Origin of the sequence: Streptacidiphilus jeojiense (genome assembly GCF_000719095.1) — a bacterium.
GTDB classification, from domain to species: Bacteria; Actinomycetota; Actinomycetes; order Streptomycetales; family Streptomycetaceae; genus Streptacidiphilus; species Streptacidiphilus jeojiensis.
Genome location: NZ_JOEH01000015.1, coordinates 105,989 through 128,112, shown reverse-complemented (window position 1 = coordinate 128,112; position 22,124 = coordinate 105,989). Strand labels below are relative to the sequence as shown.

The 22,124-nt window shown below is 73.3% G+C and carries 16 protein-coding genes; 10 read left to right on the top strand and 6 right to left on the bottom strand.

From position 1 onward, the window contains the following. Nucleotides 1-2 precede the first annotated feature (2 nt). The 7 genes from IF29_RS0120735 to IF29_RS0120705 all read left to right on the top strand — a co-directional run bounded on the left by IF29_RS0120735 (nt 3) and on the right by IF29_RS0120705 (nt 9,696). Entirely contained in the window at nt 3-1,079 is a 1,077-nt protein-coding gene (locus tag IF29_RS0120735; protein WP_030257058.1) for a radical SAM protein, read from the top strand. Then, nucleotides 1,079-1,819, top strand: coding sequence for an iron-containing redox enzyme family protein (locus tag IF29_RS0120730; RefSeq protein ID WP_084714674.1), 741 nt, complete (start codon nt 1,079-1,081; stop codon nt 1,817-1,819). The genes IF29_RS0120735 and IF29_RS0120730 overlap by 1 nt, the downstream gene beginning before the upstream one ends. Further along, nucleotides 1,816-2,013 carry an aroma-sacti cluster domain-containing protein gene (locus IF29_RS0120725; protein ID WP_030257053.1) on the top strand — a complete coding sequence of 66 codons (198 nt, stop codon included), beginning with the start codon at nt 1,816-1,818 and terminating at the stop codon, nt 2,011-2,013. The genes IF29_RS0120730 and IF29_RS0120725 overlap by 4 nt, the downstream gene beginning before the upstream one ends. Before the next feature lie 46 nt (nt 2,014-2,059). After that, a complete protein-coding gene (locus IF29_RS48555; protein WP_030257048.1) occupies nt 2,060-5,164 on the top strand; it encodes an adenylate/guanylate cyclase domain-containing protein in 3,105 nt (1,034 codons plus the stop codon). Continuing rightward, nucleotides 5,161-6,015 (top strand): S8 family peptidase, encoded by an 855-nt coding sequence (locus IF29_RS0120715; protein ID WP_030257047.1) that lies wholly within the window; start codon nt 5,161-5,163, stop codon nt 6,013-6,015. Before IF29_RS48555 ends, IF29_RS0120715 begins: the two co-directional genes overlap by 4 nt. 13 nt (nt 6,016-6,028) lie before the next feature. Further along, complete coding sequence (locus tag IF29_RS0120710; RefSeq protein WP_030257046.1) at nt 6,029-6,619, top strand: GAF domain-containing protein; 591 nt, start codon at nt 6,029-6,031, stop codon at nt 6,617-6,619. Between the two features lie 158 nt (nt 6,620-6,777). Beyond that, nucleotides 6,778-9,696 carry a helix-turn-helix transcriptional regulator gene (locus tag IF29_RS0120705; RefSeq protein WP_030257045.1) on the top strand — a complete coding sequence of 973 codons (2,919 nt, stop codon included), beginning with the start codon at nt 6,778-6,780 and terminating at the stop codon, nt 9,694-9,696. 14 nt (nt 9,697-9,710) lie between these two features. On the opposite strand, the gene IF29_RS46930 is transcribed toward IF29_RS0120705, so the two are convergent. From IF29_RS46930 to IF29_RS0120680, 3 genes are all read right to left on the bottom strand, one after another. Continuing rightward, nucleotides 9,711-12,503 (bottom strand): helix-turn-helix transcriptional regulator, encoded by a 2,793-nt coding sequence (locus IF29_RS46930; protein ID WP_030257043.1) that lies wholly within the window; start codon nt 12,501-12,503, stop codon nt 9,711-9,713. 370 nt (nt 12,504-12,873) lie between these two features. Then, the gene (gene lanKC / locus IF29_RS0120690) at nt 12,874-15,480 is read right to left on the bottom strand and encodes a class III lanthionine synthetase LanKC (RefSeq protein WP_037595956.1); all 2,607 of its coding nucleotides are present in this window, start codon (nt 15,478-15,480) and stop codon (nt 12,874-12,876) included. 319 nt (nt 15,481-15,799) lie between these two features. Continuing rightward, complete coding sequence (locus tag IF29_RS0120680) at nt 15,800-16,747, bottom strand: SDR family NAD(P)-dependent oxidoreductase (protein WP_030257040.1); 948 nt, start codon at nt 16,745-16,747, stop codon at nt 15,800-15,802. A gap of 105 nt (nt 16,748-16,852) precedes the next feature. Here IF29_RS0120680 and IF29_RS0120675 point away from each other — a divergent pair, with 105 nt between their 5' ends. Further along, a complete protein-coding gene (locus tag IF29_RS0120675; protein WP_198037518.1) occupies nt 16,853-17,518 on the top strand; it encodes a TetR/AcrR family transcriptional regulator in 666 nt (221 codons plus the stop codon). 15 nt (nt 17,519-17,533) lie between these two features. On the opposite strand, the gene IF29_RS0120670 is transcribed toward IF29_RS0120675, so the two are convergent. From IF29_RS0120670 to IF29_RS0120660, 3 genes are all read right to left on the bottom strand, one after another. Continuing rightward, nucleotides 17,534-18,388: a class I SAM-dependent methyltransferase gene (locus IF29_RS0120670; RefSeq protein ID WP_030257037.1), complete on the bottom strand. Its 855-nt coding sequence runs from the start codon at nt 18,386-18,388 to the stop codon at nt 17,534-17,536. Nucleotides 18,389-18,547: 159 nt separating this feature from the next. After that, complete coding sequence (locus IF29_RS0120665) at nt 18,548-18,745, bottom strand: helix-turn-helix domain-containing protein (protein ID WP_030257034.1); 198 nt, start codon at nt 18,743-18,745, stop codon at nt 18,548-18,550. Then, nucleotides 18,742-19,320: a Uma2 family endonuclease gene (locus IF29_RS0120660; protein WP_030257032.1), complete on the bottom strand. Its 579-nt coding sequence runs from the start codon at nt 19,318-19,320 to the stop codon at nt 18,742-18,744. Before IF29_RS0120660 ends, IF29_RS0120665 begins: the two co-directional genes overlap by 4 nt. A gap of 255 nt (nt 19,321-19,575) precedes the next feature. On the opposite strand from IF29_RS0120660, the gene IF29_RS0120655 reads away from it, so the two are divergent. Together IF29_RS0120655 and IF29_RS0120650 are read left to right on the top strand one after the other, a co-directional pair. Beyond that, nucleotides 19,576-20,715 (top strand): metallophosphoesterase, encoded by a 1,140-nt coding sequence (locus IF29_RS0120655; protein WP_037595998.1) that lies wholly within the window; start codon nt 19,576-19,578, stop codon nt 20,713-20,715. After that, nucleotides 20,708-21,976, top strand: coding sequence for an MFS transporter (locus tag IF29_RS0120650; protein ID WP_084714666.1), 1,269 nt, complete (start codon nt 20,708-20,710; stop codon nt 21,974-21,976). Before IF29_RS0120655 ends, IF29_RS0120650 begins: the two co-directional genes overlap by 8 nt. The last annotated feature ends 148 nt before the right edge of the window (nt 21,977-22,124 follow it).

Genomic DNA, 22,124 nt, shown 5'->3' with positions numbered 1-22,124 from the left:
CCATGGAGCTGGCCGAGTTCATCGGATTGCGGCCCGTCCCCTGCGCCGGTCTCCTGCTCACCCTCACCCGCCGCTGCCCGCTCAGCTGCGCGCACTGCTCGACCTCGTCCACGATGACCGGCGAGGAGCCCAACGCCGGTCAACTGCTGGAGTTCGTGGACTCGTTCACCGCGGAGGAGCGGCCGGAGGTGGTGATGCTCACGGGCGGGGAGCCGCTGCTGCTGCCCGCCCTGGTGCAGCAACTCGCCACCCGGATCCGGGCGGCCGGCGCCCGCAGCGCGCTGCTGAGCGGGATGTTCTTCGCCAAGGGCGGCCCGGTACCGCCGCGGATCATGGCGGCGATCAGCTCGGTCGACCACTTCTCGGCGAGCCTGGACGCCTTCCACGAGCGGGAGGTGGAGCGCGCCGACGTCTTCCGGGCGGTTCGGCAGGTACTCGACTCGGGGACCGCGGTCAGCTTCCATCTCGCCGGCACCGGGCCGGACGACCCCTATCTCGCGGACCTGACCGCCGCGATCAGGCGGGAGTTCGCCGACCGGGTGCCGATGCTGGTCAACGAGGTCCGCCCGGTGGGCAGGGCGGCTGCCTGGGCCGCCGCCGCCAGCACGCACCGCCCGGACGGAGGCGGCGTGCTGCCCTGCGCGATGGCGGCCTGGCCGGTGGTCGCCTTCGACGGCGCGGTGCTGGCCTGCTGCAACCAGCAGACCGTGGACCGCAGGCCGGCGCCCGCGCACCTGCTGCTGGGGCACATCGCCGAGGACGACTGGGGGACCGTGCGTCGCCGCTCGCTGTCCTCGCCGGTGCTGCGGATGGTCCGAGCCGTCGGACCCGCGCATCTGTACGACCGGTATGCCGCGGTGCCCTGCGCCGGCGGATACTGCGCCGGATGCCGGAGCCTGTCCGAGCACCCCGAGGTGATCGCGGGAGCCGTGGGCCAGGGCTCCGGACCGGTCGGCGAGCTGCTGGACCGGGAGGCCGCACGGAGGCAGTCGGCAGTCGGCCCGGTTCAGCTGATGCAGCGTCACGGCGTGGCGCGGTACGCCGATCTGGTGGCGCTCTCCGGCGCCGGGGGGCATTGATGACCGCGCCGACCGCCTCCTCCGCGCCGACCGCCTCCTCCGCGCCGACCGCCTCTCCCGCGCCGCCGCCCGCCTCCGTCGCGCTGCGCATCAAGCTCGACCTGGCCGGACCGGCCCTGCGCGCCGCCACCACCGCGCTGTGGCGGCCCAGCGGCCTGCGCTCGCGCTATGTCGAGTACCTGTACGCCATGCACGCGCTGATCCGGGCCTCGGTACCGCTGCTGGAGCGGGCCGCCCTGCGCTGCGCCGAACTGCCGCCCGGTGACGGGCTGGCGCTGCCGCTGCGGCGGTACTTCGAGCAGCACGCCGCCGAGGAGCGCGGCCACGACGACTGGCTGCTCGCCGACCTGGCGGCGGCCGGCGCCGATCCGGCCGCGGCGCTGAGCCGGCTGCCCGATCCGGTCGTCGCCGAGCTGGCCGGCGCACAGTACTACTGGGTCGAGCACCACCACCCGGTCACGCTGCTCGGCTACGTCCTGGTCCTCGAAGGCAACGCCCCGGCGCCCTGGTTGGCCGACCGGCTGGCCGACCGGACCGGTCTGCCCGGCCAGGCCTTCCGTACCCTGCGCGATCACGCCGAACTCGACGCCGGGCACACCGCCGCCCTGGACGCCCTGCTCGACGCCCTGCCCCTGACGCCGGCCCAGGAAGCAGCGGTGGCCGTCAGCGCCCTGCGCACGGCCGACGGCGTCGCCCGCCTGTTCCACCAACTCGCCGCCCATCCCGGAGGTACCCGATGAACGACCACACCCCGCTCGCGCGCCTGGAGACAGCCGGCTTCGCCCTGGACGCGCTCAATGACGAACAACGGGGCGTCCTGAGCGCCCTCACCCCGCAGGAGCTCACCGTCCTGATCGACCTCAAGGGTCAGCTCGACCGGGTCGGGCCCGAGGTGCAGGCGCACAGCGACATCGCCGGCGGCGCGCTCTTCTGAGCTGGAGCAGCACCCACCACGAGACGAAGGAACGAGGACGCCAGCCATGCCCTGCTCCTCCTGCCGACTCGCGCTGCCGCCGGACGCCCGCTTCTGCCCCTCCTGCGGGACACCGTGCGCACCGGCCCCGGCGGCCGCGGCGACGGAGGGCCGGAAGATGGTCACCGTGCTGTTCTGCGACCTGGTGGGCTCCACCGCACTGTCCGGCACCCTCGACCCGGAGACCCTGCGCACCGTCACCTTGCGCTATTTCGAACTGATGGGACGTCAGATAGAGGCGCACGGCGGCACCGTGGAGAAGTTCATCGGGGACGCGGTGATGGCCGTGTTCGGGGTGCCGACCGTGCACGAGGACGACGCCCGGCGCGCCCTCGCCGCAGCCCTGGACATGCTCGACGCCCTGGCCACCCTCAATGCCGAGCTGCAACTCACCCTGGGCGTCCGGCTGAACGTCCGGATCGGCGTCAACACCGGTCAGGTGGTGGCCGGTTCGGACGCGTCCGCCCGGCAGGCACTGGTCTCCGGCGAGACCGTCAACGTCGCCGCCCGGCTGGAGCAGAACGCCGCCGCCGGCCAGATCCTGATCGGCCCCGACACCCTGCTGTCGGTGGGGGCCGCCGTGCGCGCCGAGCCGGTCGGACCGCTGCTGTTGAAGGGGAAGACCGACCCGGTGGCCGCGTACCGGCTGCTGGGTCTCGGCGAGGACGACCCGGAGCTGCTGCGCCGCTTCGACGTCCGCTTCGTCGGCCGGCGCCGCGAACTGGCCGCACTGGACCAGGCCCTGGCGGAGGCCGGGCGGGGCAGGGGCGTCCAGCGGGTACTGGTCCACGGTGAGGCCGGACAGGGCAAGACCCGGCTGCTCAGGGAGTGGCTGCAGCAGACCGACCGGCCGGTCCTGCACGGCACCGGGCGCTGTCGGCCCTACGGCGAGCGGGGCAGCCTGCAGCCGCTGGCCGACGCGGTGACCGCGCTGCTCGCGGCCGGTGGTCCGGGTGACCCGCTCGGCCCCGGTGAGCAGCCGGACGTGACCGAGGCACTGCGGGTGCTGTCCGTCGGGCTGCTGCTGGACGGCACCCCGAACCCCTCGGTGGAGGAGACCTGCGCGGCGCTGGTCCGGATCCTGGCCGTGCTGGCCGCCCGGCGTCCGGTGGTGCTGGTGGTCGACGACTTCCACTGGGCCGGACCGCTGCTGCTGGACCTGCTCGACCGGCTGGTCACCGAACTCGGCCGGACCGCCGTGCTGCTGGTGTGCCTGTCCCGTCCCGAGCCGTCGACCCCGCGGCGGGAGCAGCCGGGCACCCCGTCCAGGTCGCTGCTGCTGTCCGGCCTGTCGGACGACGACGCGTCACTGCTGGCCGCCGAGCTGGCCGACGTCAGCGCCCACCTGGAATCCGGGCCGCTCCGGCTGCTGGAGCGGGCCGGAGGGAATCCGCTGCACCTGGAGCAGCTGCTGGCGGCCGCGGCCGGAGCGCCGGACGGGCTGCCGCTGAGCCTCCAGGCCGTGCTCGGGGCGCGGATCGACGCTCTCGAACCCGGCGAGCGCACGGCGCTGAACCTGGCCTCGGTCATCGGTCGGGAGTTCGTGCCCGGCGAACTGGCCGGACTCTGCGGCACGGATCCGGCCCGGATGGCGGACGGCGTGCGCGACGCCCTGCTGCGGCTCAGCCGGAGCCGACTGGTGGAGCCGGACCGGCGCAGCCGCCCCGGCCAGGTCACGTTCCGCTTCAGCAGCGGCCTGGTCCAGGAGGTCACCTACGCCTGCATGTCCAAGCGGGCCCGGGCCGAGGGGCACGAGAAGGCTGCCGCCCTGCCCTCGGTCCGGGTCGCCGGGCCGGCGGCGGTGGGCGGCCACCTGGAGCGCGCCCACGGCTACCGCAGCGAACTCGGCATGCTCGATGCCGCGACCGAGGACCTGAGGGTCCGGGCGGCCGAAGCGCTGGGACGGGCGGGGGACCAGGCCTGCGCCCGGTCCGACCTGCCCTGGGCGGCCGACCTGCTGGCCCGCGCGTTGGCCCTGGGCCGGTCGGACGAGCCCGGGACGACGGCCGCCACCCGCAGGCTGGGCGAGGTCAGACTGGCCCTGGGCCGCACCGACGAGGGCCGCGCCCTGCTCCGGAGCGTGCTGGCCGGTTCTGCCGACCCGGCCGAGACCGCCCACGCCCGGCTGTCCCTGGCGATGGTGGACGCCGACGGGGAGTCCCCCGCGGACGCGGCGCAGGCCGCGCTGCCGGTCTTCGAGGCCGCCGGGGACCAGCTCGGTCAGGCCCGTGCGTGCCTGCGGCTCGCCCAGGCCCGCCAGGCACAGGGCCGCCACGGGGAGGCCGAGGGCTTGCTGACCCGGGCGCTGGCCCACGCGGTCCGCGCCGACGGCGAGCCGGAGCGGGCCGCGGCCCTCGGTGCGATGGGCATCTCGCTGTGGCGGGGCCCGGAACCGGTGCCCGCCGCGGTGGCCCAGTGCCGGACCCTGCTGGCCGAGCAGGGGCGCGAACGGCGCACCGTCCGGGTGACCCTGAACTGCCCGCTCGCGGTCCTGCTCGCGCTGCACGGGGAACCGGACGCGGCCCGGGAGAGCCTGGCCGAGGCGGGCCGGTTGGCCGACGAACTGGGCTACGCGGAGGCCCAGGTGTTCCTCCCGCTCTTCGCGGCGGCGGTGGAGGTGCTGGCGGACCGTCCCGACCGGGCCCTGGACATGCTCGACGCCGCCCGGGTGGTCGCCCGCCGGCTGGGGGCGACCTCGCTGCTGGGCAACATCGCCCTGGAGTCCGCCAGGATCCTGGCGGACTCCGGCCGCTGGTCCGCCGCCGCGGAGGCCCTGGAGCAGGTCGGCTCGGGCGCGGGACGGCCGCGCGGGGACGCGGTCGAACACGACGGTCTGCAGGGCCGGATCGCAGCCGCCCGGGGCGATCGCGTCCCGGCCCTGGAGGCCGCCGGCCGCGCCGTGCGCGCCGCGGACCGCACCGACTCCCCGGTCCTGCGCGGCTCTGCCCTGCTCGACCGGGCCCACACCCAGCTGCTGCTCGGTGACGCCGCGGAGGCGGCATCGGCAGCGGCCCTGGCCCGTTCGGCGTTCGCCGCCAAGGGCCACCGCCCCGGTATGCGATGGGCGGCCCGGCTGATCCGGGCCGCCTCCGAGGGAAGCGAGCGACGATGAGCACGGCCACGCCACAGACCGGCCTCACCTGGAGCCTGCGCGGCCGGAGCCCGGAGGACATCCCGGTGCTGCTCGACCACGCAGCGGCGCCCGGGGCCGGCGGCCGAGGGGTGCGGGTCTGCGTGGTGGACTCCGGCGTCGACCGGGACCATCCCGTGGTCGGGCGGGTGGACTCCTCCTGGGTGGTCGAGAAGGACGACACCGGGATCCGGGTGGCCCCGACCGACACCGGCGACTCCTGCGGTCACGGCACGGCCTGTGCCGGCATCGTCCGGAGGGTCGCGCCGCACTGCGAGCTGCACAGCGTCCGGGTCCTCGGCGAACGCTTCTCCGGCACCGGCGAGGTGCTGCTCGAAGGGCTGCGCTGGGCGGTCCGGCAGCGCTACGACGTGGTGAACCTGAGCCTGTCCACCACGCGGATGCGCTTCGTCGAGGAACTGCACGCACTGGCCGACGAGGCGTACTTCAACGGCACGGTGATCGTCGCCTCGGCCCACAACACCCCGGTGGAGAGCTTCCCCTGGCGGTTCGCGTCGGTGGTCTCGGTGGGCAGTCACCAGGAGGACGACCTCGACCTGCACCTCTACAACCCCAGCCCGCCGGTGGAGTTCTTCGCCCCCGGCCAGAACGTCGAGGTGGCCTGGCTGGGCGGCCGGACCATCCGCACCAGCGGAAACAGCTTCGCCACCCCCTTCATCGCCGGGCTCTGCGCCCGGATTCTCTCCGAGCAACCGCGGATGACGCCCTTTCAGCTGAAGAGCGCGCTCTACCTCTCCGCGGCCAACGTCCGCTCCCCGCGTCCCGCCGCCGGCCGATCGATGGCCGCGGGCCACGGTCCGCAGCACCAGTAGAGAGGTTGTCACCGTGCCCTCCGACATCGAACCCACCACACTCCCGGTGGCCGATCCCGCCGACCCGGTCGCGCTGGAGCTGCTCCAGTCGATCGTCGACGTGGCCCGCGCCATCTTCGGCGCCCTGGCCAGTTCCGTGTTCCTGCTCGACGAGGAGAGCGGCGAGCTGGTCTTCCGGGCGGTCTCCGGCCAGGGCGAGGAGTTCCTGGTCGGCCGGCGCTTCCCGGCCGGCCAGGGCATCGCCGGCTGGGTGGCGGTCTCCGGTGAGTCGATCGTGGTCGACGACCTCACCGACAACGCCGCCTTCGACCGCTCGCTGGCCCAGTCCACCCAGTACGTGCCGGACGCCCTGATGGCGGCCCCGCTGATCCACGACGGCCAGGTGCTGGGCGTCCTGGAGATCCTCGACCCCTCCGCCCAGGCGCGGTCGGGGCTGCCGGAGCTGGACCTGCTCTCGCTGTTCGCCCGTCAGGCCGCGATCGCCCTGCGCATCGTCACCGCCGACAGGTCCGGCGCCGCCGAGGCCGCCCCGGGCATGCCGCCGCAGCAGCGGGCGGCGGCAGCGCAGCTGATCCGCGAACTGGAGCGTCTGATGGCCCTGTGAGGACGCGCCTCCGCGATCCCGGACGCGGGATTCAGTAGGAGAGTACGTAGTTCCCCGGACGCCCGGTGGACATGTCATGTCCGATGATCGAGGGAGCCCGGAGTGCTCCTGGCTTCACCACACGAACCGCTCACGCGGGGCTGGAGTTGAGGAGGCCGATGAGCGCACAGCGCCACCAGCAGTCCGAGGCACGACCGCTGACGGGCCGGGAGCACGAGATGTCCGTCCTGCGGTCCGCCGTGGCCGGCTGCGCCGGCGGCGCCTCGACGGTCATCGAGATCACCGGTGACCCCGGACTCGGCAAGTCCCGGATGCTCGACGAACTCGGCGCCCTGGCCCGGGCCGAGGGGCTCACCGTGCTGAGCGGTCGGGCCTCGGAGTTCGAGCAGGAGCGTTCCTTCGGGGCGTTCGCCGAACCCGTCCGGGGGTGCGTGGGCCGACTGACGGAGCGTTGGCACGAGACCCTGGACCTGGAGACCGCGGCCCTGCTGGACCTGGTACTTCCCCGGACGGCGGCGCCGCACGACGGACCGCCGCCCTCTCCCGGCGTGGAACGCTACCGACTCCACCACGCCTTCGGCCGGCTCCTCGCCGACGCCGACCGGGGCCGCGGGGTGCTGCTCTGCCTGGACGACCTGCACTGGGCCGACGAGGGCAGCGTGGAACTGCTGCACCACCTGCTGCGGCAGCCGCCCCGGGCGGCGTTGATCCTCGCCTGCGCGCACCGGCCACGGCAGGCACCGGCGAAGCTGCTCGCCTCCTTCCAGCACGCCGCCGCCGGCTACCGCACCGCCGGCCTGCCGCTCTCCCCGCTGGACCGGCAGTCCTGCCACCGCCTGCTCGGCACCGCGCACACACGCGCCCAGCGGGAGCAGCTGTGCACGGTGAGCGGGGGCAATCCGCTCTACCTCGAAGTGCTCTCCGAGCTCACCACCGAGGGCGCCACCGACTTCAGCGACCTCCCGGCCACCCTGCGGGCCGCGCTGGCCCGTGAGATCGCCCTGCTCACGGCGGACGAGCTGGCGGTGCTGCGCGCCGCCGCAGTGCTCGGCGACCCCTTCGACCCGATCCTGCTGGCCGCCGTGTCCGGCCTGGCCACCGGACCGGCCCTGGAGGCCCTCGACGTCCTCTCCGGGACGGATCTGATCCGCTCGTGCCGGCCGCCGGCACCGCAGCCGGAGGTACGCCAACTCCTGCAGTTCCGGCATCCGCTGCTCCGCGAGGTGGTCTCCGGCGAGACGCCGCCCGGCTGGCGGCTGGCCGCGAACGCCCGCGCCGACGAGGCCCTGCGCAGGAGCGGGGCCGGCACCGTGGAGCGCGCACCCTACATCGCGCGCGCCGCGCAGATGGGCGACACCGAGGCCGTCCGGGTGCTGACCGAGGCGGCCACGCAGACGGTCCACTCGGCGCCCGCGACCGGGGCGGCCTGGCTGCGGGCGGCGCTGTACCTGTCCGTCCCGGACGGTTCCGAGGAGTCGGTCCTGGACCGACTCGGGATGCTGCTCGGGCTGGCCAACGCCTACGGCGTGACCGGCGAACTCGCCGCCTGCCGTGACACTCTCGGCCGGGCCCTGGAGCTGGTCCCGTCCGACCGGCCCGACCGGCGGATACCGATCGTGGCGCTGCGCTCGATCATAGAACGGATCATCGGCAGCATCAAGGTGTCGGAGACCGTGCTGGAGGACGAACTGACCCGCTGGCCGACGACGGACCCGCGGGCGAATCCGCTCCGGCTCCAACTCGCCACCACACGTGTGGGCCAGGGGAGGACCGACGAGGCGGACGGCCTCCTCGACGCCCTGCTCGCCGACACGCCCGCACCCGACCGCCGGACCCTCACCTCCGCGGCCGCCTGCCGCGCCCTGGGCGCCGCGTACGGCGGCAGGGTCGCGCCACTGCGGGCGTACGCCACCGAGGCGGCGACCGCGATCGATCTGATGGAGGACCAGGAGCTGGCGACCTTCCTGGACGAGGTCGGACAGCTCGGCTGGGCCGAGGTCCTGGCCGAACGCCATCACGACGCGATCCGGCACATGGACCGGGGCATCCGGGTGGCCCGCCTGAACGGACAGAGCTACATGCTGCCGTACCTGCTGCTCTGCCAGTCGTACGCACAGCAGGCGACCGGTGATCTGGCCGGGGGGATCGAGTCGGCGGCCGAGGCGGAGGAGATGGCCCACCTGCTCGACCGGCCGGACCTGATCGGGTACGCGCTGGCGCTGCGCGCTGCGGCCACCGCGCTGCGGGACAGCCCGGAGGCCGCCGTCGAGGCCGCCGAACGCGCTGTGCACTCGGTGGGCCGCCGTGGCCGCCTGTGGGAACTCTCGACCGCGGTGCTCGCCTCCGTCCGGCTCGACCAGGGGCGTCCCGACGACTGCCTCGACCTGCTGCGCACCATCACCGGCAGCAACCGCTCGGTGACCACGCACGCGCTGCGGGCCATGTGGTGCTGCACCGCGGCCCAGGCCGAGACGGCCAGGGGGGACCTCGCGGCGGCGCGCGAATGGGCCAAGCACGCCGACGAGGCGGCCGAGGCTGTTCGGCTCCCGGGACAGCTGGGTTATGCCGCCCTGGCCAACGGATGCGTCCAGGACGGAGACCCGGCCGCCGCCGCAGCCCTCTTCGCCGCCGCGGTCGACTTCTTCGCGGTCGGCGGACTGGTGACGGCCGAGGGCCGTGCCAGGCTCCTCCTCGGCCGGGCCCTGGCCTGCGCCGGACAGGACGACGAGGCAGCCGCCGCCATCGGCCGTGCGAAGCGGATCGCCGACACCCACGGCGCCGCGCACCTGGGCGCGCTCGCCGTCAACGCCCAGCGCAGCCTGGGCGCCCGCCGCCCCCGTCCGGGCCGGAGCCGGGCGGCCGACCGCACGCTGTCCGAGCAGGAGCGCCACATCTCCGACCTGGTGGCCCGCGGCATGTCCAACCGTGCCATCGCGACCAGCCTGTTCCTGTCGGTCAAGACCGTCGAGAGCCACCTCACCCGGATCTTCCGCAAACTCGGCGTCAGTTCACGCTCCGCCCTGATCGGTGTCCTGGCCCAGTTCCCCGACGCTCCGAGCCACCAGGCCACCCGGTGAGGGGACTGGATGCACTACCGATCGGCAAGCCGCGCCCGCTGGGTGGTGACACCGGCTGCCAGCCGGGCCGAGCCGCACTGGTCGGCCAGGACCGCGGCCCGGTCCAGCCGGCCGCCCACCGCGTCGGTCCGGCCGGCGTCCAGGGCCAGTGCGGCCGCGGTGAGCAGGGTGCGGGCCAGCTCCAGGCGTTCACCGCAGGTGGCGAAGTCGGCTATCGCGTCCCGGGCGCTGCGGAGTGCTCCGTCGGTGTCGCCACGCAGCACCCGGGCCCGCATCCGCGCCCGCAGGGCGAAGCCCCGCCGGCCCGCGGAGGGCAGTTGTTCGACGCTCTCCTCGGCCAGCCGGGCCCAGCGGTCGGCCGCATCCTGGTCGCCCTCGGCGACCGCCACCTGCGTCAGGCTCTCGCACCAGCGGGGTCTGCGCCAGGCGGTGAACCTCGGCAGCCCCTCGCCGCCCGCGGCGTCGAGCAGCAGCCATCCGGCCCGGGCCGGTTCGCCGGCGTGCAGGACGAACTCGGCGGTGGTGCAGCGGACGGAGACGGCCCAGGAGGTCAGCGTGGAGCCGACGGACGCCATGACGCGTTCGGCGGTTTCCGTCGCGTCCGTCAGGTCGCCGGGGCCGTCGCGCCAGAACAGGGCCTCGGCCCGCAGCGTCATCAGCACCGCCTCGGTCGCGGTGTCGCCGATCCGTCTGACCTGGTGGTCGGCCTCGTCCAGGGTCGCCAGTGCGCCGTGCAGGTTCCCCGAACGCAGCTGGGCGTTGCCGAGCACCGTCACCATCTGCGGATGGATGTAGGTCTGCCCGGTGCGCCGGGACAGCACCGCGCCACGGGTGAGATGGCGTTCGGAGTCCACCAGCCGTCCCAGCATCCCTTCCGCCATGCCCACCTGGAACGCGGCCTCCAGGTTGGCCACCAGCGTCGAGTCGGGGACGGCGTCCAGGAGTTCGGCGGCCTTGCGCAGCGTCGTCAGCGCACTGTCCTGGTCGCTGGTGAACAGATGGGCGAGGGCCGCCTTGCCCAGGGCGTAGGTCTCGCCGACCCGGTCCCCGTGCCCGTGCGCCAGTGCCGCCGCGGTCTCGGCGTGCTGCCGGGACGTCTCGAAGTCCTGCACGTCGTAGGCGTAGTCGGCCAGTTCGGAATGCAGGGCCGCGGCCGTCGCCGAGTCGTCGTCGGTCAGCGCCGCGAGCCCGGCGCGGGCCAGCGCACCGGCCTCGGTGTACCGGCCCAGCCGCCGTTCGATCCGGCTGGAGTCGGCGAGCGCGGTCGCGTCACCGGGCGGTCCGCCGGGGATGTCCGAGCGCAGGGCCTCCAGCAGCGCACGGCTCTCGGAGGCGTCCCCGGTGAGCAGCCGGGCGCGGGCGAGCAGGACCTTGGCCTCGTACCAGTGCGCACCGCCCTCCTGGAGCAGCGACAGCGCCGCCTGCAGATGGCCCTTGGCGACGGCGGGGGAGGTGTAGATCATGCCGCGGGCCGCCGCGATCAGGGTGGTCGCGTGTTCCGGCCGCCGCGGATCCGCGGCTCGCGCGACATGGTGGGCGCGTTCCGCGATCGGCGCCGCCCGTGCTGCCAGTTCGGCCTCGGCCATCCGGTGCAGTTCGGTGCGGCGGCCGGGTTCCAGCCGCCGGTAGACCACCTTTCCGATCGCCGGATGACGCAGCGTCAACTGCGAGGCGGGCTCGGCCGGGCGGACCAGGTCCAGCCGGGCCAGTGAGTCCAGCGCGGCCATTACCACTGACAGCTCCAGACCCGCGACGCCGGCCAGCAGCTCCGGGTGGAACGGCCCGTCGAGGACCGCCGCCGCCTGCACCACGGCCAGCGCACGGGCGTCGAGGCCGGTGAGTTCACCGAGGATCGCCGTCTCGGCGTCGACCGCCGTCCGGTCGTCGGCGGCCATGATCTGGAGGTACTGGGGATTGCCCTCGGCCTCGCGGTGCACCTGGTCCAGGTTCGGCCGGTCGCCGAGCAGTTCGCGAGCCTGCTCCTGGGAGAGCGGCCCCAGGCTCCACACCTCCAGGAACCCGGCGGACGACGCCCGGGAGAGCACGGCCGCCAGCGCCGGCGACAGCTGGCGCTGCCGGTAGGAGAGCAGGCACAGCACCGGGCCGGCAGCTGTCGTTTCGATCAGCCGCTCGATGTCGGCGATGCGGTCGGCGGCGAGATCGTGCAGGTCGTCCACCACCGCCATGACGGCAGCACGGTCGGCGGCGTGCGCCGCCACCTCGTGCAGGTCCATGGTGCCCGGCCCGCCGAGGAGCGCGGGCAGGGCCGGGTGGCCGCCGTGTGCGGTGAGGACCTGGATCCCCTGGTCCCGGGCCTGTGCCGCGGCCGTCCGCAGCAGTGAGCTCTTGCCGATGCCCGGCTCCCCGACCAGCGCGATCGCCCGGCCCGTGCCCGCCTTGAGATCTTCCAACGCCCTTGTCACCGAATCGACTTCGACGCCTCGCCCGACCAGTCGGCTGCCCCGCGCTGCCCGCGGCGTCTGCGGGGCGATGTCAGCGGGCGGGTCGGCAGGCGCGGGCGGGTCGGCCTTGCTGCGGGTCACGATGGAGGCCAGTGCGGCGCGGGAGGACACCCCGGTCTTGCGGTAGATCCGGGCGATGTGGGTCTCCACGGTGCGGGGGCTGAGGTAGAGCTCGGCGGCGATCGCCGCGCTGCTGAGACCCTCCGCGACGAGAGCCGCGACCTGGCGTTCGCGCGTGGTCAGCGAGACCAGCTCGCCGACCGTTTCGGCTCCCGGATCCCTGACCCGGTCGTCCTGGGGCGGGGTTCCGAACTGCCCCGGTGAGTTGCCGTTCGCCTGGACCACTGGTGCTCCCTTCGGGGGATCCGACAACCCGGTGTGTCCGTGCTTGTGGTGAGTTTTCCAATCGTGGGGCCAGGAAGCATCCGTGATACTACGCAAATCTCGTACGTAGCCCGGCCGGGACCTGCGCCGTTCCGCTCGGAAGCGACCCCTCGGAAGCGACCCCTCGAAAGCACGACCCCGGCCCGTGCGGGAGGCGCGGGCCGGGGTCGGTGGTTCGCATCGGGTCAGGCCGTGTGGATGCTCCAGTCGCTCCAACCGGAGCTGATGCAGAAGGTGGCGACCTCCTGGGGCTCGGTGTCCAGGGCCTGCAGGGCGAGGATCTGGGTCATGGGGTGATTCTCCTTCTCGGTTGTGGTTCCTTCGCTGTGGTTCACCCGCGGTGCGCGGGGGTCCCGGTGGCCGGGTCCAGGGTGAACACCTCGTCCCCGGGCCCGTGCAGGACGCGGTGCAGGGCCAGCAGGACTCCGGCCGCGCCGCTGGACAGATCGGCGCTGAAGCGGTGCGCCTGCGAGCCGAGGAAGCGGACGCCGCGGGTGTGCGGGACGGCGTACTTGAGCAGGCCGGTGGCGGACCGTACGGCGGCCGCGCGGGCGGTGTCGCCGCCGTCGGCCTCCGCGTGGTCGGCCAGGGACCAGGCCAGTCCGGCCAGCCCGCCGTAGAGGCCCGCCTCCCTGGTCCAGGTCGCCACGGAGGCGCCGGCCGTCACCAACGGCAGTGCCGCCGCGATGCGTTCGTCCTGGCCGGTGGCCGCGTACCGGGTCAGCGCGGTCCCCACGCCCGCCGCGCCGATGGCCAGATAGGGCATGGCGCGCCTGATCACGGCGTTGTCCGCGAAGGACAGGGTGCCGTCGTCCATGGCGATCGCCCGGTCCAACTCCTGGTGCAGCAACCGCAGTCCGGCCGCGCGGTAGCGGTCGTCGCCGGTCTCGCCGCCCAGGTGGTGCAGGAACAGGGCCAGTCCGGAGCGGCCGTGGAACAGCCCGCGGGCGTCGTCGGCGCCGAGGGTGGGCACCAGGTCGGCGGTGGCCAGGATGGCGTCGCCTGCGGCGGCGGCCCGCTCCAGATGGCGGCTGTCCCGGGTGTGCCGGTGCAGGGCGAGCCAGGTCAGGCCGACCCCGGCCCGTCCACCGGCCAGGGTGGTGCAGGACGCGGTGAGGGGGTGGCCGTCGGCGTGCCCGGCGAGGTCGACCGCCTCGTCCAGGCGGCCGAGCGCTGCCAGGACGCGGGCGATCCCGGCGGTACCGGTGTCCAGGCCGGGGGGCAGTTCGTCACGCCGGGTCAGGGCGTCGTGGCGGAGCCGCTTCTCGATCTCGTCCGGGATCGGCACCCCGGCCCGGTGCAGGGCGTGCACCACACCGGCGGTGCCGTAGGCCACGCACACGGTGTTGGCGCCGAACGCCTCGGGCGGCGGTGGGAAGACCCGGTCCTTGCGGCCGGTGTCGGCCGTCGCCAGCAGGCCCTCCGCCACCTGGTCGGCGAGCCGGCCCAGGCAGCCCAGCGGATCGGCGTCGACCTCGGCGGGGGAGGGCGGCGCGGAGGACGCGGTTCCGTCGGCCCTGGCGGCGCCCCGGTGGAAGGCGGTGGCCCGGGTCCACAGGTCCTCCGGTGGCGGCGCCGCGGCCGTTCCGAGCTCGTGACGCAGCAACGTCAGTGCGGCGGGGGCCTGTTCGGCGACGTCGTGGAAGGGCGCGAAGCAGGCGAGGGCCAGCGCGGCCATGCCGTAACGGTCCGTCAGAAACGGGTCGTCGCTGTCGCGCAGCAGCGCGGTGGGCGGTGAGAAGCCCCTGGTACCCATGGCCACCGGGGGCCCGTCCAGCGCGGTGGCGGCCTCGAAGTCGACGAGCCTGGCGTCGCCCGACGGGGTGATGAGGACGTTCCCGAGACTGATGTCGCCGAACCGGTACCCCAGCGCGTGCAGTTGGTCCAGGGTTCGGTCCAGGCCGTCCAGCACGCCCCGGCAGAGGCCGAAGAACGCCGGGTAGTCCGCGGCCGACCGCCCGCTCCGCATCAGCGGAGAGATGCGGCTCAGCCAGGTCCGCAGCGGATCCCCCTCGACGAACTCGGTGACCAGGAAGTCGTGCTCCCACTCGGTGAAGTGGTCCAGCGGCTCCGGACACACACCGGGAGCCGCCGCATGGAGGGCGGTCAGTACCTCGTATTCGTGCCGCAGCCGCTGCTGCGCGCTTTTGCCGTCCCAGGTAAGGCCGTTGTGGGCGCGCGCCTCCTTGATGAAGACGCGGCGGCCGGTGCGGGTGTCCCGGGCCTGGTACGTCCCACCGGCGTTGCTCGGCTGCAGCGCCGCGAGCACCTCGTAGTCGCGGATCAGGATCGCGCCCGAGTGCGCTGCGAGTTGCTCCGCGACGAAGGGATCGGTGATCCCGTCGGGCAGCACGAAGTACGGCCGGCGCTCGTCCGCGACATCGCGCCCCGCGCCGTCGCGGACCAGTCCCTGCCTGGTGCCGTCGGGCAGCAGCCTGCTCCGGGCGCCGAACGCCCCGTAGCGGTAGTGGACGGTGCGGGAGTCGCCGAAGCGGCGGTCCGAGAGGATGTAGGGACCGTCCTCGTCGCGCAGCGCCTCGGACAGCAGGCCGAGCAGCCGCCGCGCGGTCTCCGTGTCCGGCGGGTAGATCGCGCAGAACTTGCCCGCCTGGGCCCGGTGGGCGTGCTTGTGATGCAGGATCAGGAAGAAGGTCCGGGCGGCGATGTGCTTGAACGGCACCCGCTGCGCGAAGCAGACCTCCGCCACCCGGTCGAGCACCTGCTGGGCACGGTCGAGCCGCGCCGACACATGGATCTTCCAGCCCTGCTCGGGGCGCCGGGAGTCCGGCTCGCTCCACACCGTCCAGATGTCCTGCTCCACCCGGAGCCAGCGGGGTTCCGGCCGGCTGGGCGCGAAGCGCGGGCCCGGATCGGCCATCGTCGCGAGCGGAGCGTAGTACTCCTGGTCCGCGAGCGACTCAGCGAGGGCGTCGAGCACGTGATCTCTCCTCAGGGCCTGCGATGCGATCCACTGTCAGCTGCGGCTCGACCGGCGCAGGAGGTCACTGGGTGTGAACGGTGATGCTGCTGCCGACGATGCTGAAGCAGGGGGCGAACAGGCTCTCCTCCTGCTCCACGTCGAGTTCCTGAAGGGCGAGGATCTGGGCCATCCGGATCACCTGTTCCTGTGCCGAGGGGGACCCGGCCGGTCCCCATGTGTCACGGTCGACGTTAGGAACCCCCGGTTCGCTTTTCGGCTGCGCCCGGTATGCGACGGGTATGCCCGCAGCCCGGCCGGGCGGACGATGCGTCAGCTGTCAGCCGACGGCGGCGGCGGACACCTCCCACAGCCGCCGTGCGGCCCCCGGGTCGAGCGCGTACCCGGCGACGCCCACCGGTTCGAGGTCCGAGCCGATCGCCTCGGGTGCGATCACCGGGGCCTCCGCGCTGTTCTGGAAGTACCGTCCGGTGACCCCCTCGACCAGCGGCGATCCGGCCAGCAGCGCCGAGGTGGCGGCCCCCTGGGCGGCGGAGCGCCACGGGTAGCTGTCGTAGACGGCGCGCGCCTGGTCCGACATGTCGTCGCCGTAGGCGTAGCGCTGCAGCGGCGTACGGATGCCGCCTGGCATCAGCGAGTTGGCGGTGATGCCGTCGGCGGCCCAGCGCCGGCCCGCCTCCGCGGCGAACAGCACGATCGCGGTCTTGGACTGGCCGTAGGCCTCGATCGGGAGGTAGGGCCGTTGCGCGTAGTGGATGTCCTCGAAGACGACCGGCGAGTACAGGTGCGCGGTCGAGCTGACCGCGACGATCCGTCCGCCCTCTGCGGCCAGCGCCCGGTGCAGCCCGGTCGCCAGGGCGAAGTGGCCCAGGTGGTTGGTGGCGAACTGGGTCTCCCACCCCTGCGGGGTGAGCTGCAGCTCGGGCAGCGCCATGATCCCGGCGTTGTTCACCAGGATGTGCAGCGGGCCCTGCCAGTCGGCAGCGAAGGCGCGCACCGAGTCCAGGTCGGTGAGCTCCAGCGGAGCCACCGCGACCTGAGTGTTGCCGGTGTCCGCGGTGATCTCGGCGGCGACCCCGGCGCCCTTGGCGGTGTCGCGCACCGCCAGGGTCACCTCGGCGCCGGCCCGGGCCAGCGCCCGCGCGGTCTCCAGACCGACTCCGGAGGAGCCGCCGGTGACCACGGCACGCCGGCCGGAGAGGTCCACGCCGTGCAGTACCTCGTCGGCGGTGGTGTCGCGGTTGAAAGGAGTGGTCAGCAGTGTCATGGTTGTCCATTTCGATACGAGTCGTCCCGTATTGAAACGGTAACTCCGACATGGCACGGAAGCAACACAGGCCCGGCGCGTCGGCGGCCGACCTATGATTGGCCGGTGAGTGAGCCCAGCAAGACCCCTCCCACCAGCAAGGATGTGCGCCCCGGCCCGGGTCGCAAGCGCAGTGAGGCGTCGCGGCTCGCCATCCTCTCGGCGACCCGCGAGCTCATCGGCGAGCTGGGCTACGAGCGGCTTTCGATCGGCGGGATCGCGTCGCGGGCCGGGGTGGGCAAGGACACCATCTACCGCTGGTGGCCCTCGAAGGGGATGGTCGTGGCGGACGCGGTACTGGAGGAGGCGCAGCCCTTCTACCTCGCGCCGCCGGCCCGCAGCGGATCGGTGGACCAGGACGTCCGGGCATGGGTGCACGCCCTGGCCCGGGACTTCGTCGACCCGGTCCGGGCCGGCCGCATCCGGGCCGTCACCGCGGCGGCGAGCGAGGACCCGGCCACCGCCGAGCGGCTCTACGAACGCTTCACGCAGGTCCAGCGGACCGGACTGATCGACCGCCTGCGCCTGGCCGCCGAGGCCGGCGAGGTGCGTCCGGACGCGGACTTCGGCGCCGTCGTCGACGCCATCCTCGGCTCGCTGATGTACTGGGTGACCGCCCGCCGCGCAGACCTGAGCATCGCGTCGGTGGACTCACTCCTGGACGTGCTGCTGCGCGGCCTGCGGGTGGCGCCGGAGTCGGAGCCGGAGCCGGCGGACGGTCGGAAGGCGTAGTCAGACCGTGCACCCTCAGCTGCGCCGTGCCGCCCAGGCCATGCGCTCGGTGCGCACCGCGAGGTCGTCGCGGCGCAGGATGCTGTCCGGTCCTTCGGTGTCCAGCAGTCGGTCGAGGGCGGCGAGGTCCTCGGCCGCCAGGACCTGGGCGACGCTGCCGCGCATGCGGCGCAGGCTGCCGAGGGCGTAGCGGCCGACCGCGTCGGTGTGCGGCGGTCCGATGTCCACGCTGACGGTGCGTTCGGCCTCGACGGTGAAGCCGGCGGCGGTGAGCTCGGAACCCCAGTCGGCACCGCGGTGCGGCACGTGCTCGGCGTGGTGCCGGTCGGTGGCGGCATGGCAGCGCTCCTCCAGACCGGGACGGTCCTCGGGGGCGCCCTCGGGCAGGAACCTGGGGAAGCCGGCCAGCTCCACCACGGCGAACAGTCCGCCCGGAGCGAGCGTGTCGCGCACCCGGCGCAACGTACGCCCGGGGTCGGCCATGTGGTGCATCGAGGCCGATGCCCAGATCAGCTCCGGCCTGCCCAGATCGGGCCAGCCGGCGTCGAGGTCGGCCTGGACGGCGTGCACCCGGTCGGCCAGGCCCGCTGCCTCGGCCTTCCGGAGTAGCCGGGCCAGATGGCCGGCGGAGGTGTCGACGGCGGTCACTTGGGCCCGGGGGAAGCGCTCCAGCAGCGCGAAGGTTCCGGCTCCGGTCCCGCAACCCAGATCCACGATCTGCTGTGGGTCGGCGCCGACGGGCAGCCAGCCGGTGATGTCGGCGAGGTGCTCGGCGAGCACCTCGGCATCCAGGTCGAGGAGTTCCGCATGGTCGTCGGAGTCGTGCTCCGTTGCGTGCGGGGATGGTGTGTGCGGGGATGCGTGCGTCATACCGCTCACGCTAGGAGAAGCATGCGCGAACGGCACGAGTGCTCCCGGAAACAGCAAGACAATGACCCCCCAGCCTGCCAGCCGCGCAAGAACCGCCCGACCTGCGGCCCAATGGGAGCTCGCACCGATGTCGGACCTCGGCAGGCAGGGGTGGCGTTGTCAGCGCGGGAGGAGCGTGAGGGTGAGCTCGGCATCCATGGCGTTGGCCAGCCGGGCGAGCATGTCGACGGTGGGGTTGAGACGCCCGGATTCGATACGGGAGATGACGGGCTGACGGGTCTGCGCGGCTTGGGCGAGCCGGGCCTGGGACCAGCCGATCGCTTCGCGGCGCTCCCGTACGAGCCGGCCCGGGGTCATGCCGGCCTCTGGTCGTCGCTGTACCGGGGCAGGTCGGCGGTGTCGATGGTCCAGTCGCCGATGCGAATCTTGTCGCCGAAGCTGTAGGAGACCTGGTTGAGGTAGGCCGGGTGCCCGTTCTGCGTTGCGATCTGCCAGTGATGGCGCGCGGTACCGTCGCGCGGGTCGATGATCAGGTAGTGGGGGATTCCCATGGCCGGATAGTCGGCCACTTTGTCGACATAGTCCGTATTCGGGTTGGATCGCGAGACGATCTCCACGGCAAGGCTGATCTCGTGCGGGTCCAGCGGGTCGACGCTCTTCATCGCATCCTCGGGCACGACCAGAACATCGGGGATGCGCAGCTTTCCCAGGGCGGCGTCATCAGTGTCGGCATTCTCGAAAGCGCCCAGGGGCGGAGGCAGTTGGGCGTCCAGCTGTCGGGCGATGCTTCTGGCGATGTACGCATGCATCGGCACAGGACTCATCATCATGACGATCTCGCCATCGCTGATCTCGCCGTAACGGCCGGATACCACGCCGAGTTCATTGCGCAGGTCGCGCAGATGCCGGTAGATCTCCTCCTGAGTCTGCATGCAGCCATCCTTGCATAACCTATAGGGCATAGCCCGGTGGCCGCAGGGCACCGTGCCCGAGGGGCGCCGCACCGCATGCCGGATGATGGAGTCGGCAGGCTGACGGCGGATGTGAGGGGTAGCGGAGTGACGACAGGCAATGAGTCCCGGTTGTCGGACCCGGCCGTGGCGGTGGCCGGCGTCGGTGGCCCGGAACCCAGGGGAGATGACGGGGCGTCACCCGAAGCCGAAACCGGTGGCGGCGGCGGTCGGGGTCTGCGCCGGCTGCTGGGCGGGTCCGTGGTCGTTGCCGTGCTCGTCCTGCTGTTCCTGCTGCCCTGGTGGACGCTGTTCGCCGCCGGCGCCGACTGGCCGTTCCCGGTGGTCCTGGTCGGCTCCGTCGTTTTCGCGGCTGCCCTGTTCGCCTTCCCGGTGCTGATGGTCCGGGGGCACGGGCGCAGGCGGTCCGACCCGGCGGCACGCGCGGCGGACACCACGCTCGGGATCGTCTGGGTGCTGTTCGCCTGGTCGGCTCTGAGCGGCCTGCTGCGGCTGCTCCTGTTCGCGTTCGGCGTCGGCGACCCGACCCGGTCCAGGATCGTGGCTGTCGCCGTCGCGGTGGTCGCCGCAGTCCTGCTGGTCTGGGGCCACCACGAGGCCATGCGCCTGCCCCGGGTCAAGCGCCTGGACGTCACCGTCCCGCGGCTCGGCCGCGGCCTGGACGGGACACGGGTCGTGGTGCTGGCCGACACCCACTACGGCCCGATCGACCGGGCCGACTGGTCCGCGCGGGTGGCCGAGGCGGTCAACGAGCTGGACGCCGACATCGTCTGCCACGCGGGCGACATCGCCGACGGCACCCTGGACCAGCGCCGCGGGCAGGCCGCACCGCTCGGCACGATGCGCTCACGGCTGGCGAAGGTGTACGTCACCGGCAACCACGAGTACTTCGGCGAGGCGCAGGGTTGGCTCGACCACATGGCCGAACTGGGCTGGGAGCCGCTGCACAACCGCCACCTGGTGGTCCAGCGCGGCGGCGACAGCCTGGTGCTCGCGGGCGTGGACGACGTGACCGCGGCCTCCTCCGGGCTGGCCGGACACCGGGCGAACCTGGACGGCGCGCTGGCGGGAGCCGACCCGGAGCTGCCGGTGCTGCTCGTCGCCCACCAGCCCAAGTACGTCGGACAGGCCGCGAGCGCCGGGATCGACCTGCAGGTCTCCGGACACACCCACGGCGGGCAGATCTGGCCCTTCAACTTCCTGGTCCGTATCGACCAGCCGGTGGTCCACGGCCTGAGCCGGCACGGAGCACGTACCCAGCTCTACACCAGCCGCGGCACCGGCTTCTGGGGCCCGCCGTTCCGCGTCTTCGCACCGAGCGAGATCACCCTGCTCACCCTGCGGTCGAATGGCTGACGGCACCCAGGAACAGACGGAACGTCAGAGAGCGACCACAGACACGGCACCGGCGGAGTCCCGACTGCGCCGGCGCCTGGTGCTGGCCGCCGCCGTCTCGCAGACGGGGAACTGGCTGACGTTCCTGGCCGTGGTGGTCGCGGTCCAGGAGAAGTACGGTTCGGCGGCCAGCGCCGGGGTGTTCTTCGCACAGACCGTTCCGGCCCTGCTGGGGGCGCGTGCGGTCTCCGACCGGATCGGCGGCCGACACACCTACCGCGCCTGGGCGGCGACGCAGGTCGTGCTGGCTCTTCTCTCCCTCACGATGTGTGTCGGCTACCGCTCGCTGCCCTACGTCTACGCGTTCGTGGCGCTCGCCATGTTCCTGCGCGCCGTCGCCAACCCGCTGCTGTTCACCCTGGTCACCACGTCCGTGAGCAGTGCGGTGCGTGAGTCGACCTATACGGCGGTGGGCGCCGCGGGTTCGTTGACCCTGGTGCTGGCGCCCGCCGTCGGCGGTGCGCTCAGCCAGGCGCTCGGCGTCGGGCTTCTGTTCGCCCTCGACGCGTCGAGCTTCCTGATCGGCGTCGCGATTCTGCTGCCCCGCCACTTCCGGCACGTTCCCGACCAGGAACCTGCCCGGAGCGCCCCGGCCGGACCGCGGAGACTCTTCTCCTGGGCCGGACGCCCGCAGCACACCGGTCCGTTGCTGACCCGCGGCATGGTCGTCTGGTTCAGCTTCATGCTCACCGGAGCGCTGTTGAACGCGGTCGAGATGCCGAGGTTCCAACAGGGACTCGGCTTCTCGGCGGGGCAGGTCGGACTGGCCCTGGGCTGCTACGGCCTCGGTGGCCTCGCCGCCCTCGGGGTGTCAACACGCCGGCCCACCTGGACGGTTCCGATGAACCTGATGGCGGCGTTGTACGCGGTGGGCCTGGTGGCCTGGTCGTTCGGCTCCGGACCGCTGCCCTACCTGGCCTTCCTCGCGCTCGGCTGCTGCGCCGCCCTGGTCAGCGGCGCCATGCGCTCCGCACTGTCCCGACTGGCGGCCCGGGAGAACGTGTCCCAGCAGGGGCTGTGGGGCTGGGTGAACCAGATCATCCTCTTCGCCAATCTCATCATGTACAGCCTGGCAGGCATCCTCTTCCTGCTGCGGACACCCCTGTGGGCCCTCCTCACTGCCCTGATCGCGACCGCCACCCTGTGGGCCGCAGCCAGCCATCTGCTCATGCGCCCGAGCAGCGCGACCGGTCGGATCCTGGCCCGGGGCAGTGAGGCGTGATCCGGAGCGACCACGCAGGGGTTGAGATCGGAGCCGCTGCCGTTCAAGCGGTAACAACGTTGGAATACCGGACGGTGGCAGGGCGACCGCCCCGACGGCGCTGACGAGCGGAACCCCGCAGCTGGCGCCGGACTCATGGACACCGTCC